Source organism: Pseudomonas sp. S31, from assembly GCF_016648105.1.
Classification (GTDB): Bacteria; Pseudomonadota; Gammaproteobacteria; order Pseudomonadales; family Pseudomonadaceae; genus Aquipseudomonas.
In genome coordinates this window covers 25,577-39,664 of the sequence record NZ_JACVVE010000018.1, presented here as the reverse complement: position 1 = coordinate 39,664, position 14,088 = coordinate 25,577, and the positions used below count along the sequence as shown (strand labels likewise).

The 14,088-nt window shown below is 62.5% G+C and carries 16 protein-coding genes; 3 read left to right on the top strand and 13 right to left on the bottom strand.

Translation table 11 applies throughout. The features are described 5' to 3' along the window. Nucleotides 1-2 precede the first annotated feature (2 nt). The 13 genes from flgK to IAE37_RS14885 all read right to left on the bottom strand — a co-directional run bounded on the left by flgK (nucleotide 3) and on the right by IAE37_RS14885 (nucleotide 12,201). Nucleotides 3-2,051 carry a flagellar hook-associated protein FlgK gene (flgK, locus tag IAE37_RS14945; RefSeq protein ID WP_201174789.1) on the bottom strand — a complete coding sequence of 683 codons (2,049 nt, stop codon included), beginning with the start codon at nucleotides 2,049-2,051 and terminating at the stop codon, nucleotides 3-5. 10 nt (nucleotides 2,052-2,061) lie between these two features. After that, entirely contained in the window at nucleotides 2,062-3,234 is a 1,173-nt protein-coding gene (gene flgJ, locus IAE37_RS14940) for a flagellar assembly peptidoglycan hydrolase FlgJ (protein WP_201174788.1), read from the bottom strand. Between the two features lie 11 nt (nucleotides 3,235-3,245). Continuing rightward, complete coding sequence (locus tag IAE37_RS14935) at nucleotides 3,246-4,355, bottom strand: flagellar basal body P-ring protein FlgI (RefSeq protein ID WP_201174787.1); 1,110 nt, start codon at nucleotides 4,353-4,355, stop codon at nucleotides 3,246-3,248. Nucleotides 4,356-4,367: 12 nt separating this feature from the next. Beyond that, nucleotides 4,368-5,063: a flagellar basal body L-ring protein FlgH gene (gene flgH, locus IAE37_RS14930; protein WP_201174786.1), complete on the bottom strand. Its 696-nt coding sequence runs from the start codon at nucleotides 5,061-5,063 to the stop codon at nucleotides 4,368-4,370. A 60-nt stretch (nucleotides 5,064-5,123) separates the two neighbouring features. Further along, entirely contained in the window at nucleotides 5,124-5,909 is a 786-nt protein-coding gene (flgG, locus tag IAE37_RS14925) for a flagellar basal-body rod protein FlgG (protein WP_133328297.1), read from the bottom strand. 63 nt (nucleotides 5,910-5,972) lie between these two features. Then, nucleotides 5,973-6,713, bottom strand: coding sequence for a flagellar basal-body rod protein FlgF (gene flgF / locus IAE37_RS14920; protein WP_201174785.1), 741 nt, complete (start codon nucleotides 6,711-6,713; stop codon nucleotides 5,973-5,975). A gap of 215 nt (nucleotides 6,714-6,928) precedes the next feature. Next, entirely contained in the window at nucleotides 6,929-7,114 is a 186-nt protein-coding gene (locus tag IAE37_RS14915) for a hypothetical protein (protein WP_201174783.1), read from the bottom strand. Further along, a complete protein-coding gene (gene flgE / locus IAE37_RS14910; RefSeq protein ID WP_201174781.1) occupies nucleotides 7,114-8,412 on the bottom strand; it encodes a flagellar hook protein FlgE in 1,299 nt (432 codons plus the stop codon). Before flgE ends, IAE37_RS14915 begins: the two co-directional genes overlap by 1 nt. 27 nt (nucleotides 8,413-8,439) lie before the next feature. Further along, nucleotides 8,440-9,132 (bottom strand): flagellar hook assembly protein FlgD, encoded by a 693-nt coding sequence (locus IAE37_RS14905; RefSeq protein WP_136915926.1) that lies wholly within the window; start codon nucleotides 9,130-9,132, stop codon nucleotides 8,440-8,442. A 12-nt stretch (nucleotides 9,133-9,144) separates the two neighbouring features. Then, nucleotides 9,145-9,588 (bottom strand): flagellar basal body rod protein FlgC, encoded by a 444-nt coding sequence (gene flgC, locus IAE37_RS14900; protein ID WP_201174779.1) that lies wholly within the window; start codon nucleotides 9,586-9,588, stop codon nucleotides 9,145-9,147. A 2-nt stretch (nucleotides 9,589-9,590) separates the two neighbouring features. Beyond that, nucleotides 9,591-9,998, bottom strand: a complete 408-nt coding sequence (flgB, locus tag IAE37_RS14895) for a flagellar basal body rod protein FlgB (RefSeq protein WP_201174778.1) — start codon at nucleotides 9,996-9,998, stop codon at nucleotides 9,591-9,593. 395 nt (nucleotides 9,999-10,393) lie between these two features. Next, nucleotides 10,394-11,221, bottom strand: a complete 828-nt coding sequence (gene cheR / locus IAE37_RS14890) for a protein-glutamate O-methyltransferase CheR (RefSeq protein WP_201174777.1) — start codon at nucleotides 11,219-11,221, stop codon at nucleotides 10,394-10,396. 50 nt (nucleotides 11,222-11,271) lie between these two features. Next, nucleotides 11,272-12,201, bottom strand: a complete 930-nt coding sequence (locus IAE37_RS14885) for a chemotaxis protein CheV (protein WP_201174776.1) — start codon at nucleotides 12,199-12,201, stop codon at nucleotides 11,272-11,274. An 80-nt stretch (nucleotides 12,202-12,281) separates the two neighbouring features. Between IAE37_RS14885 and flgA the strand changes: the two genes are divergently transcribed. The 3 genes from flgA to IAE37_RS14870 all read left to right on the top strand — a co-directional run bounded on the left by flgA (nucleotide 12,282) and on the right by IAE37_RS14870 (nucleotide 14,016). Next, a complete protein-coding gene (gene flgA / locus IAE37_RS14880) occupies nucleotides 12,282-13,034 on the top strand; it encodes a flagellar basal body P-ring formation chaperone FlgA (protein WP_201174775.1) in 753 nt (250 codons plus the stop codon). A gap of 153 nt (nucleotides 13,035-13,187) precedes the next feature. Further along, nucleotides 13,188-13,502, top strand: coding sequence for a flagellar biosynthesis anti-sigma factor FlgM (gene flgM / locus IAE37_RS14875; protein WP_201174774.1), 315 nt, complete (start codon nucleotides 13,188-13,190; stop codon nucleotides 13,500-13,502). Nucleotides 13,503-13,548: 46 nt separating this feature from the next. Continuing rightward, nucleotides 13,549-14,016: a flagella synthesis protein FlgN gene (locus IAE37_RS14870; protein WP_201174773.1), complete on the top strand. Its 468-nt coding sequence runs from the start codon at nucleotides 13,549-13,551 to the stop codon at nucleotides 14,014-14,016. Nucleotides 14,017-14,088: the final 72 nt, after the last annotated feature.

Here is a 14,088-nt window from a genome sequence, read left to right as displayed (position 1 = left end):
CCTTACAGACTGCTGATCAGTGTTTGAAAGACTTCCTGCGCAGTCTTGATGATCTGCGACGAGGCTGTGTAGTACTGCTGGAACTTGACCAGGTCGGCGGCCTCTTCATCCAGGTTGACGCCCGATACCGAATCACGACTGTCGGTGGCCGAGGTCAGGACCGCCGCAGTCGCGCTGGCATCGATGCTTGCCTGGCTGGTCAATGCGCCCACCCCTTCGACCAGGGTCGCATAGGCGCTGGTGATGCTCATGCCGACGTTGCTGCCGCTCACGCCCACGGTATTGGCCGTCTGCAGCGCCAACAAGCTCTGTGCGTTGCGGTTGTCGGTGGTGCCGTCACTGTTGAACGAAACGCTGTAGCTGTCGTTGGCCGCTGGCGAACCGCTCACCGTCATTTCGAAGGTGTAAGTCATGGCGTTGCCATCGGCATCGAACATGGCGCTGCCGCTGTCATCGAGCATCGGCACGGTGACGCTCAGGGTGTTGTCCTGGTTCGGCACGATGGTGCCGGTACCGATGCTGACCCCCTGGGCGTTGTAGACGGTGTAGCCCTGGGTGCCGGAGCTGGCGGCGTCGAACACCAGCTTGACCGGGCTGGCATTCTCGATGCCGCTTTGCATCTGCGCGAGCTCGGTACCGGAGTAGATGTCCAGATCGGTGGTCAGCGTCGGCAGGCTGAAGGTGCCGGTGCCACTGTTGCTCGACCCGGCCACGCCAGTCAGCGCGCTGGCGAACGCCAGCTTGTTGTAGTCGGTCATCACGGTGCTGATATTGCTCGCACCGGTACGGGTCGGAATGACCTGGAAGCTGTCGCCTGCGGACAGGTCTCCACCATTGAGCGCCAGGGTAAAGCCATCGATCACCGGCGCCGGATCGTCATCCAGGCTGTACGACCCCATGCTGGTGCCGTCCGAGCGCATCACCGTGTAGTCCTTGTCACTGGTGAACTTGACTTCATAGTTGTATGCAGTCAGTGCACTGGAGTCGGTGATGGTCACGTCCAGGTTGCCGGAGCCTGCGCTGTTGTTGGCCGAAGCCAGGCTGCGCTGGCTGATGGCCGAGGCGCTGTTGATGCTGGAGAACAGCATCGATCCGAAGTCGCCGTTGAGGTCCAGGCCCTGACCCAGCTGGCTGTTGATGGTATCGCTGACCACGATGGCCATGCGCCCCAACTCGTTCAACGCAGGATTGAGTACATCGTCGCGATAGCGCAGCAGGCCGCCGATCTCACCACCGGTGGCCACCGACGTCACATCAGTGCTGAAGTTCTGGTAGTGGATGGTCAGGCTGTATTGCGACGGGTCGGTGCTGCTCGCCTGCGCCGTCAGCTTGTTGGCGGTGGTACCGGTGACCAACGCCTGACCGGTGCCCAGGTAGACGTCGTAGTTGCCATCGCGCTCCTGCACGGTCACACCGACCAGCTCGTTGAGCTGGCGCACCGCCTCGTCACGCGCATCGAGCAGGCTGGTCGGCTCGGTGCCGTTGGCCGAGAGCGCGACGATCTGCTGGTTCAGCGTGGCGATGGACGAGGTGATGGAGTTCACCTGGCCGGTCAGCGTGCTCAACTGCGAGTTGATGCTGGTGTTCTGCTGGTTCATCTGCGAAGCAATCGAATTGAAGCGATTGCTCAAGGTTTGCGCAGACGTCATCAGCAACTGGCGAGCAGCCGTGTCGCTTGGCGTGGACGAGGCGGTCTGCAAGGCATCGAAGAACGACGACAGCACACTGGTGATACCGGTCGTGCTATCGGAGAGCAACGAGTCGAGGGTCGAGATCTGCGTGGAGTAGGTGCTGGCTTCCGAACTCAGCGAGGTACTGGCGTTCACCTGGCTCTGCAGGTACGCACTGTAGATCCGCCGTACTTCCGACAAGGTCGTGCCACTGCCTACATACCCTGCCCCACCGATACTCTGCAGGGCGCCCGCCGAGTTCACCGTCTGCTGGCGCGAATAGCCCGACGTCGCCACGTTGGTGATGTTGTTACTCGTGGTCGTCAGGGCACTTTGACTGGCCGACAGCCCGGAAAGCCCAATAGAGATCAGATTCGACATGCTTCAAGCCTTATAGAGTCGTTTGTGTGCCGTTGGCTGCGTAGGTCTGGTACTTGTCGAGCTGCCGGACGATCGCCGAGATCTTCCGCGCGTAGTTCGGGTCGGTGGCGTAACCGGCCTCTTGCAACTCAGCGGCAAACTGTTCTGGGTTATCGGCCGACTTGACCACTTCTTGATAGCGATCGTTGTTCAACAACAGGTTGGCGAGGTCGTGGAAACTCTCGGCGTACGAGCCATAGGCGCGGAACGCCGCCGACTCCTTGACCATCTGGCCGTCACGGAACTCGCTGGTGAGCGCCCTCGCCTGCTCGCCCTTCCAGCTACCGGTGGCCTTGATGTTGAACAGGTTGTGGCTGCTGCTGCCATCGCTCTGGCGCAGGATCGACCGGCCCCAGCCGGTTTCCAGGGCGGCCTGGGCGACCAGCACCTTCGGTTCCACGCCAATGCGCTGGGCCGCTTCCTGGGCCATCGGCAGCATGGTGGCGACGAACTCGTCGGCGTTGGCGAAAGCGGCCTTGCCCGGCGCCAAGGGCACCTGGACGACGCTGCGCTGGCCACCGGCCAACAGCCCGGCGAAGGCCGGAGACTGGGTCCAGTCGCCATATTCGCCTGCCGCGCCCACCGCCGTAGCGGTGCTGCCGGCGCCACGGCGCAGGCTGTTGGCGGGTGCTGCGGTGCCAGCGCCGGGGACGATGCCCGCGAGCAGGCGGTCGGCCAGCTTGCTCGGGAGCGACAAACGCCGCGAGTTGAGGGCCGCGACGTCGTTGTGCGTGGTGCTGGCCACCTGGCCATCCGCTGCCGCCTTGTGCACAGCGCCCAGGGTGCCACTGGTGCTGGCGTCGCGGTTGAACGGGTTGCCACCGGGGCGCTGGGTCGAGGCGCTCTTCGACAGCTGGCGCATGAGCACGTCCTGCAGGCCGATGCCGCCACCCTCGCGGGACAGGCTGACCGCCAGCTGCTGGTCGTACATTTCCTGGTACTGCTTGGTGGTCTCGGTGTTGAGCGGGTTGTCCTTGGCCAGCACGTTGTTGGCCGCGCGCATGGACTTGAGCATTTCGCTGACGAACAGCGACTCGAATTCCTGGGCGACCTTGCGCAGGTTCGCCTCGCTGTCCTTGTCACCGACCTTCAACGCATTGAGGCGGTTGAGGTCGGTGTAGGCGCCGGTGTCGACGGTCTTCATCTGCGCCGGCCTCAGATCACGATCAGGTCGGCTTGCAGGGCGCCGGCCTGCTTGAGCGCTTCGAGGATCGCCATCAGGTCGCTGGGCGCCGCGCCCACCTGGTTCACTGCACGGACGATCTCATCCAGCGTGGTGCCCGGGCCGAACTTGAACATCGGCTTGGCCTCCTGCTGGGCGTTGACCCGCGAGCGTGGCACCACGGCGGTCTCGCCATTGGAGAACGGGCCTGGCTGGCTGACGATCGGGTCTTCGGTGATGGTCACGGTGAGGCTGCCGTGAGTCACGGCGGCCGGCGACACCTTGACGTTCTGGCCGATGACGATGGTGCCGGTACGCGAGTTGATGATGACCTTGGCCACGGCCTGGCCCGGGTCGATTTCGAGGTTCTCGAGGATCGACAGGTAGTCCACCCGTTGGCTCGGGTCCATCGGCGCGGTCACCCGCACCGAGCCACCGTCCACGGCCTGGGCGACGCCTGGGCCGAGCATGTCGTTGATCTTGTCGACGATGTGCTTGGCGGTGGTGAAGTCGGGGCGGTTGAGGTTCAAGGTCAGGCTGTTGCCCTGGTTGAACCCGCTCGGCACCGCACGTTCCACGGTGGCACCGCCAGGGATACGGCCGGCCGATGGTACGTTGACGGTGATGCGCGAGCCGTCCTTGCCTTCGGCGTCGAAGCCGCCGACCACCAGGTTGCCCTGGGCAATGGCATAGACGTTGCCATCGATACCCTTGAGCGGCGTCATCAGCAGGCTGCCGCCGCGCAGGCTCTTGGAGTTACCGATCGACGACACGGTGATGTCGACCACCTGGCCCGGTTTGGCGAACGCCGGCAAGTCGGCATGGATCGACACCGCGGCGACGTTCTTCAACTGCACGGTGCCGGTGTTGGCCGGCACCTTGATGCCGAACTGCGCCAGCATGTTGTTGAAGGTCTGCAGGGTGAACGGCGTCTGCGTGGTCTGGTCACCCGTACCATTGAGGCCGACCACCAGGCCATAGCCGATCAGCTGGTTGGTGCGCACGCCAGAGATGCTGGCGATATCCTTCAGGCGCTCGGCATGCGCACCGAAGGAGGCGAACATCAGGGCCGTCAGCACCAGCAGCGGTTTGAACTTGAGCATGTCGATACGCACTCAGAAAGGCCAGTACGGGCTCATGAAGAACCGATCGAGCCAGCCAGGCTGGCTGGCATCGGCGAACGAGCCGGTTCCCGAATAAGTGATGCGCGCATCGGCCACGCGGGTGGACGAAACGGTGTTGTCGGTGGCGATGTCGTCGGCGCGGATCAGGCCGGCGATGCGCACCAGCTCCTCACCGGTATTGAGCGTCATCCATTTCTCGCCGCGCACCGCGAGGATACCGTTGGGCAGCACTTCGGCGACGGTCACGGTGACCGAGCCGGTCAGGCTGTTGCCCTGGGCCGCCTTGGCGTCGCCCTTGGTGTCACGCGTACCGCTGTAGCCGGCATCGAGGCTCAACGAGCCGCCACCGAACGGGCTGTTGGTCTTCACTCCACCGCCGAACAACGAGGTCAGGCCGAGGCTGGTCTCGCTGTCCTTGGCGATCGAGGAGTTGGCGCTCTTGCTGGCGGCCATCTTCTCGTTCAGCGTGATGGTGATGATGTCACCCACGCGGAACGCCTTGCGGTCGGTGTACAGGTTCTGGTCGAACCCGGCCTGGTAGATCGACCCGTTGTTGGCGGCCGCCGGCAACGGCGTACGCGGTAGCACCGGCGCATAGTACGGATCGTTGGGCTTGGCCGGCGGGGCCATGCAACCGGCCAGCAGGCAAGCGCCACCTGCGGCGAGAACGACGGACAAACGATTCATGCTCATGACCTCACGGTGCTACGGGTGCTTCAAGGGTTCGGCGGGTTCAGCGGATGCGCATTACAGGTTCTGGGTAACGAACTGCAGCATCTGGTCGGCGGTCGAGATCACCTTGGAGTTCATCTCGTAGGCGCGCTGGGTGGTGATCATGTTCACCAGCTCTTCCACCGTGCTGACGTTGGAGTTCTCCAGGGTGTTCTGCAGCGTGGTGCCGAAGCCGTTCAGGCCTGGGGTACCGACGTTCGGCGCACCGCTGGAAGCGGTTTCCAGGAACAGGTTGTTGCCGATTGCCTGGAGGCCGGCCGGGTTGATGAAGTCGGCGGTCTGCAGGTTGCCGATCACCTGGTTGGCGGCGTTGCCGGCGGTGGTGATCGACACGGTGCCGTCGGTGCCGACGGTGAAGGTCTGGGCATCGGCCGGGACGACGATGGCCGGCTCCAGCGCCAGGCCATTGGCGGTCACCAACTGACCATCGGAGTCCAGGTGGAAGGTGCCGTCACGGGTATACGAGATGGTGCCGTCCGGCTGCATGATCTGGAAGAAACCACGGCCGTTGATGGCCATGTCCAGCGGCTGGTCGGTGGTCTGCAGGCTGCCGGCGGTGAAATTCTTCTGGGTGCCGACGATGCGCACGCCGGTACCGACCTGCAGGCCGGTGGGCAGCTCGCTGTCCTGAGTCGACTGGGCACCCGGCTGACGCTTGATCTGGTACAGCAGGTCCTGGAACTCGGCGCGGTCCTTCTTGAAACCGGTCGTCGAGACGTTGGCCAGGTTGTTGGAAATGGTCGTCAGGTTGGTGTCCTGAGCGGCGAGGCCGGTCTTGCTGACCCAGAGAGCCGGAAGCATGTGTCTTCTCCTTACGCGACGGCGTGATGACCGTCTGTGTCGAACAGGGGGTTGAGGCGGGTGTCAGCTGAGCTGCATCACCCGCGCCATCGATTCGTCGTTTTCCTTGGCGGCAGTCATCATCTTGATCTGCAGCTCGAACTGCCGGGACAGCGCCATGATCGAAGTCATCTCATCGACCGCGTTGACGTTACTGCCTTCGAGGAAGCCAGAAACCACTTTCACCGACGCATCCGCCACCAAGGGCTGGCCGGTGTTGCTGTGGATCAGGCCATCGGTACCCTTGCTGAGGGTATTGAGCTCGGGCTTGACCATCTTGATCCGGTCGACCTCCGCCATCACCGAGGGGCTTTCGCCCAGCGAGCGGATGCTGATGGTGCCGTCCGAGCCGACCTCAACGTGCTCTTCCGGCGGAATGGCGATCGGGCCACCATTGCCGAGCACGGCCAAACCGTTGCCGGTGCGCAGCACGCCCAGTGCGTCGATGTTCAGGCTGCCGGTGCGGGTGTAGGCCTCGCTGCCGTCGGGTGCCTGCACAGCGATCCAGCCATCGCCATCGATGGCCACATCGAGCTCGCGACCGGTTTCGATCAGAGGGCCCTGGGCAAAGTCGGTAGCCGGCCGTTCGGTCATGGCGAAGGCGCGGGAGGGCAACGTTTCGCCAAACACCGGCATCGAGCGCGCCTGCTCCAGGTCACGCTGGAAGCCGTTGGTCGAAACGTTCGCCAGGTTGTTGGCGTGGGCCTTCTGCGCCAGCGCGTTCTGGCTGGCGCCGGTCATGGCCACGTACAGCATCTTGTCCACTTCTGTCCTCCCTCGGCGGAACCACGCCGCCTGTGCATTGCTGAAGACGTATTAGCAAGTCTTGGGCCAATACGCACAACATCCCGCCAACCCGCTGACCACGGGCTTTTCCATGCAAACCCAAGGCACGCGCGAAGCGTAGGCGCCGGCAAAACGGCGCTTGTTTGCCGGTAGGCGGCAACGTGTTGACGCTCAAAAAAAACGCCGCCTGGCGCTCAGCGGCAGGCGGCGTTCTTGAAAGGGCCGGCAAAGCGGATGAATTGCTTGCCGGGATCGACCTGGGTGCAGATGAACACGCCGGTCTTGATGCTCTGGTACTTGTACCAAGGCGCTGGTGCTGCCGCGCCCGCCTGGGGCAGCGCGCAGACCAGCACCAGCATCAACCTGAAGCACGTGCTCATCAGGTCATCTGAAGGATGGTTTGCATGATGGTGCTTTCGGTGGAGATGGTCTTGGCGTTGGCCTGGTAGTTGCTCTGCGCCTTGATCAGGTTGACCAGCTCGGAAGTCAGGTCGACGTTGGAGTCCTCCAGAGCACCGGCAGTGATATCCCCCATGACACCGGTGTTCGGTGCGCCGACCACCGGAACGCCCGAAGCGTAGGATTCCTTCCAGCCCGTGCCACCGACCGGCGTCAGACCTTGCACGTTGGCAAAGTTGGCCAACGCGACCTGGCCGATGACCTTCGACTGGCCGTTGCTGTAAGTACCGAACAGGTTGCCATCGGAATCGATGGACAGCGACGACAGATTGCCCGGCGCATAGCCATCCTGCGACTTGGCGGTTACAGCGGAGGTGCTGTTGTACTGACTGGTCGCCGACATGTCGATGGTCACGCCATCGGTCGCTGCCGAAGCGCCGTTGCTGGCCATGGTACCGGCTGCGTTCTTGGCGGCAGGGACCCAGTTGGTCAGGGTCAGATTACCCAGGCTGTCGACGGTGAAGTCGGAACTGGTGGAGGCGGTCAATGCACCGGCCGAGTTAAAGGTCAGGTCCGCACTGTAGGGATCTGTGGAAGTCGGATCGGCCGGATTCACACCGTCCACGGTGACGTACATGGTCCAGGTATTCTGGTCGGTCTTGACGAAATACTGGCTCAGGCTATGAGCATTACCCTGACTGTCGTAGATGTCGGTACTGAAGGTGTAGTTGTAGGTGTCGGTATCGGATGCATCGAACGGCGTTTCGGTAGGCACTGTGTCCGAAGAGTTCAGGTTCAGCGTTTCGGTCAGGCTGGTGCTGGCCTTCGGCGCAACGGCGGCAGTGCTGACGGTCAGGTCGGTGAGGATACCTTCCACCACCTCGCCATCGGCATCGACGCCATAGCCCTGCAGGCGATTGCCACTGGCATCGACGATGTAGCCAGAGCTATCGGTACCGAAAGCACCTGCGCGGGTATAGGTGGTCGAGCCGTTATTGCTGGTGATGAAGAAGCCGTTGCCGTTGATGGCCAGGTCCAGGCTGGCGCCTGTGGTGCTGACGTTGCCTTGCGTGAACTGCTGGGAAATCGCCTGGGTGGTCACGCCGCTACCCACGGTGTAGCGGGAACCACCGAGGAACAGCGAGTTGGCGTACAGATCACCGAACTCGGCACGCGCCGACTTGAAACCGGTGGTGCCGACGTTGGCGATGTTGTTGCCGGTGACATCCAGGCTGGTGCTGGCTGCATTGAGGCCGCTGAGGCCGATATTGAACGACATTGCTTGACTCCTGTGCCGATGCCCGGCTTACGATCCGATGGTTTTGACGTCCGAAAGCGCGATGCTCTCGCCGCTTGCCAGATTGAGCGTGTACGAACCTGCAGTGCTACCCACGGTGACGCTGTTGACCACCGATGGCAGGTAGGTGGTCTGGGCGACCTCCTCACCATCGACGGTGGCCTTGGCCTCGAAGGTGTAGGTGCCGGCATCCACTGCCAGCCCGTCGTTATCGGTGCCATCCCAGGTGAAGCTGACCGTACCGGCGCTCTGCGAGCCAAGGTCGATGTTTTTCACCACGTTGCCATCGGCGTCATACACGTTCACGGTCAGGCCGGTGGTCGAGGAGGTCACGTCGATCTGCCCGGTCAGGCCGGTGCCGGCAGCGACCGTTGCCGTGTCCGCCTCGGTGATGACCGAGCGACCGACCAGCGACGAAGCCTGCAGGGCCTGGGTCGAGGTGTAGTTGCCAAGCAAGGTATCGACGGTGTCGTTCAGCGTCTGCATCGATTCCAGGCTGCTGAATTGCGCCAATTGGGCGACGAACTCGGAGTTGTCCTGGGGATCGAGCGGGTTCTGGTTCTGCAGTTGGGTCACCAATAACTGCAAGAAAGTATCTTTGCCCAGCGTATCGGTGCTACTGGTGCTGCTGGAGGTATCACTAGCCAGGGCGTACTGCGAGTAGATCGCGGAAGCGCTGGTGGCGTCAGTCGTGGTGGTCATCGGCTATCCCTCTCACTGACCCAGGGTCAGAACTTTCTGCATCATGGTCTTGGCGGTGTTCATGATGTCGGCGTTGGTCTGGAACGCACGGCTGGCGGAGATCATGTCGGCCATCTCGTTGACCACGTTGACGTTCGGGTAGTACACGTAGCCGTCCTTATTGGCGGCGGGATTGCTCGGCTCGTAGCGCGCCTCGAGGTTGCTCTGGTCCTCGATGATGCCCTTGACCTGCACGCCCTGCCCGGCTTCGCCCTGATCCTCGAACAGCGACTGGCTGCTGCCGGCCATGGCGTTCTGGAAGGTGGTGGCGAATACCGGATGGCGTGCGCGGTAGGTCTGGTCGATGCTCGACGAGACGGTCTCGGCGTTGGCGATGTTGGAGGCAACGGTGTTGAGGCGGGTGTTCTGCGCGCTCATGCCGCTACCGGCGATGTTGAAGACACTGGCAAGGGACATGGTCACTCTCCACGCAGGGCCGAAACCAGCCCTTTGAATTTACTGTTGAGCAAGGTGAAGCTGGCCTGGAAGCCGACCGCGTTCTCGGTGTAGTTCGATTGCTCGATCTGCGCGTCCACGGTGTTCTGGTCGATCGACGGCTGGGTCGGGGTGCGGTACTGCAGGGTGTCGTCGGCCATGGCCAGCCCTTCGGCTTCGATGTGCTTGCTGTTGGTCCGGTCGAGGGCGAAGCGGCCCTTCTGCTGCTTGTCGCTCTCGGCGGCGAGCACCGACGAGAAGTCCATGTCACGCGCCTTGTAGTTGGGCGTGTCGGCGTTGGCGATGTTGTTGGCCAGCACTTCGGCGCGCTGGGCGCGGAAGCTCAGGGCCTTTTCGTGGATGCCAAGCGCCTTGTCGAAACTGATGCTCATGTCAGGGAAACCTTCGAAGGTTGACCGGAGTGTCGTTGGCCAAGCTATAGCAAGGGCTGTGCCAAACCTTCAAAAGCCTCTGAGTGCGGGGCTTTGGGCGAATTCGTCGGGAGTGGCGATGCCAGAAAAGCGGCAAAGTGCTTCCGCCGGGAGGCGCGAAAGCGGCAATTGCCGGGCGGCAAAAGCGGCAAAACAAAAAATTGACGTCAGCAAGGCGGGGTAAGCAAGAGCGCGCGGCTGGCGCTACCTCTGTAGGAGCGGGTTAACCCGCGAACACGGGCGTAGCCCGTGCCATTCATCGCGGTGCCTGCTTCGCGGGTGAACCCGCTCCTACAGGGATCGCACCAGCTTCCAGAAAACACCCGCGATGCGGACGCGGGATGCCCGCCCCACACTCACTTGGCCTGGTAGATGATCCCCGGGCTGCACTGCACCATCTGATAATGATCCGGCAACCCATTGAGCGCCTCGGAAGCCCCGAGGAACAGATACCCCCCCGGCTTCAAGGTGCTGTGGATGCGCATCAGGATGTCCTTCTTGACCTGCGCCGAGAAGTAGATCAGCACGTTGCGGCAGAACACGATGTCGAACTTGCCCAGGCTCGCATAGCTGTCGAGCAGGTTGAACGAGCGGAACTCGACGCGGCTGCGAATGGCCGGCTTGACCGCCCAGCGCCCCGGACCCTTGGTGTCGAAGTAGCGCTGCAGACGCTCCTGGGACAGGCCGCGGGCAATCGCCAGGCTGTCGTACTCGCCAGTCTTGCAGTTGGTCAGCATGGACCCGGACAGATCGGTGGCGACGATCTGCGCGCCCATCTTCAACTGCCCCAGGTTGCTGCGCTCGAACTCGTCGATGGCCATCGAGATCGAGTACGGCTCCTGCCCCGACGAACAGGCCGCCGACCACATGCGCAGGCGCTGGCCCGGGTTGTTCTTGATGAACTCGGGGATGACCTTGTTCTTCAGCACTTCGAACGGATAGGTGTCGCGAAACCACAGCGTCTCGTTGGTAGTCATGGCATCGACCACCATCTCGCGCAGACCACCACGCGGTTGGGTCTGGATACGCTGCACCAACTCACCCAGGCTCTTGATGCCCTGCTGCTCCATCAGCTTGTTGAGACGGCTGGAGACCAGGTACTGCTTATTCTCGCCCAGCAGGATGCCACAGGCCTTCTCCAGGAATACCCGGAACTGTTCGAAATCCAAATTACCCGTAGACAATGCTGCCGCCTCTAATTCAATCACTGGTGCCAGGGTCGCCCCTGGCGGTTTCAATGCGTCGCCTTGATCCGGTCGACCACGCGCTGGGCAAGGTCGTCCGGCTTGAACTTGGCCAGGAAGTCATCGGCGCCGACCTTCTTGACCATCGCCTGGTTGAACACCCCCGACAGCGAAGTATGCAGGACGATGTGCAGTTTTTGCATGCGCGGATCGCTGCGGATCTCTGCGGTCAGCGTGTAACCGTCCATCTCCGGCATCTCGATGTCCGAGATCATCATCAGGAACTCTTCCTCGGGGCGCTTGCCTTCGTCCACCAGCTTGCGCAGGTAGTCCAGCGCCTGGCGGCCATCGTTGAGCGCCACCACCTCCACGCCCACCGTCTGCAGGCAGCGGGTCACCTGCTTGCGCGCCACCGACGAGTCGTCGACGGTCAGCACCCGCAGCAGCACGGCCTTGTCCTGCACCTCGGCATCGACCACCCCGGCCGACACCGACTCGGACGACGGCGATACTTCGGCCAGCACCTTCTCCACGTCGATGATCTCGACCATGCGGTTGTCCACCCGGGTCACCGCGGTCAGGTAGTGGTCGCGACCGGTGCCCTTGGGTGGCGGATGGATCTCTTCCCAGTTCATGTTGACGATGCGCTCGACCGAGTGCACCAGGAAGCCCTGGGTCTTGGTGTTGTACTCGGTGATGATCACGAAACTGTTGCGGGTTTCTTCTTTGAGCGCCGGCAACCCGGTCGCCATCGACAGGTCGAGGATCGGGATGGTCGCCCCGCGAATGTTGGCCACGCCGCGCACCACTCGGTGGGACTTGGGCATCACGGTCAGTTCCGGGCACTGCAGCACCTCCCTGACCTTGAATACGTTGATGCCGTAGACCTGATCGCCATTGAGGCGGAACAGCAACAGCTCCAGGCGATTCTGCCCCACCAGTTGCGTGCGCTGGTTGACCGAATCCATAACACCAGCCATGCCAGACTCCTTTTTTGAATCAGCCCGTTTTTATAGCCACTCGATACCGAGTCGGCACGGGCTTTGCTTTTTTGAGCGCCATGTACACGAAAACGACATTTTCCCGACGATTGACGCGCGCGCTGTGCGGCTCGCTGGCCGCACTGTGCCTGCTGGCTTGCGCCGGCCGCACGCTGGCGGTCGCGTTCACCTTGCCTGAACAGCTTATCGGTGTCACCCAGGGGTTTCTTGAATTCACCGTCGAGGATTATCTGGCGACCACCCAGACCGAAGGGCGCTACGAGATCCAGGTCAACCCGCTGGATCCACGCCTGCGCATGCCGCTGTGCAGCCAGCAACTCGACGCGTCGCTCGAAGGCAGCGGCACGCCCATCGGCCGGGTGACGGTACGGGTACGCTGTGACAGCAGCGCGCCGTGGACGGTGTTCGTCCCGGCCACCGTGCGGCTGTTCCGCGACGTGGTGGTGGTGACGCGGCCGCTGAAGCGGGAAAACGTGATCGGCGAAGGCGACGTGGCCATGCGCGAACGCGATGTCGGTACCCTGACCCAGGGTTACCTGACTGCGCTGGACCAGGCCCTTGGCATGAAGATGCTGCGCCCCACGGTGATCGACCAGATACTGACCCCGCAGCACCTGGAGCAGGCCGAGGTGGTGCGCAAGGGCGACCATGTGGTGATCATCGCCCACAGTGGCAGCCTGAGCGTGCGCATGCCCGGCGAAGCCCTGAGCAAAGGCGGCCTGAGCGAGCAGATCCGGGTACGCAACCTCAATTCCAAGCGGGTGATCAAGGCCCGGGTCACCGGCCCGGGCCAAGTCGAGGTCGCCATGTAGAGAGGGCTGGCGGCGGGGAACCGCTTTTCCTAAACTGTGTCGATACGTGGGACCGCTCGCCGTCTGACAGGCGGCAATGCATTTGCCGCTAAAGTTTCTTTCGGGTTGGCCGAAAACAAGGCAAGCGTCCCAATACCCAGAGGTTTTCTCATCATGGTCATCGACATCAGTCGTTTGAATAATTCTCCGTCCATCACGGGCGGCGTGCGCGGCAACAGCGCCTCCGGCAACGCCGAAAAGACCGGCGAAACCGTCGAGGCCAGCAAGACCGCCAGCACCAGCGGAGAATCGGTACACCTGAGCCCAGAGGCCCAGCAGTTGCAGCAGGTCACCGACAAGCTGCGCGATCAGCCGGTAGTCAACAGCGCCCGCGTGGCCGAGTTGAAACAGGCGATCGCCGACGGCAGCTACAAGGTCGACGCCGACCGGGTCGCCAGCAAGCTGCTTGATTTCGAAGCCCAGCGCTGACCTGTAGGCGCGCTGGCTTCACGGACGCTAGAACCAAGAGTTAGCCATGCACGACACTACGCTGCTGCAACTGATCGAACACGACCTTGCCCCCATGCAGGAGTTGCTTGACCTTCTGAACCAGGAATCGGTCGCCCTGCACGGGCGCAACATGCCCCTGCTGGAGCAAATCCTGGCGCGCAAGCAGTCCCTGATCATCCTGCTCGAACAGCATGGGCAGCGGCGTAGACAATTGCTTACGAGCCTCGGCCACAGCGCCGATCACGCCGGCGTACAAGCCGTCGCGGCAAAATCGCCTAATGGCAAGATCATGCTCGAACGCCTGGAAATGCTCAGCGAGCTGATGGACGCCTGCCAGAAAGTCAACGTGACCAATGGCAAGATCATTCAGGTTCAACAGAATGCCACGGCCAATCAGATTCGAGTCCTGATGGGGGGCGATGCGCCATCGCTCTATAACAGCCGTGGTGCCACTTCCCTACTGGCCAAGCCCCGGGCGCTCAGCCAGGTGTGATTTTTCCTATTCAAGGCACGGAACATACTGGCAAAATGCCGTTACTTGCGTGTGTCGTTTTTGCCTGGAGAG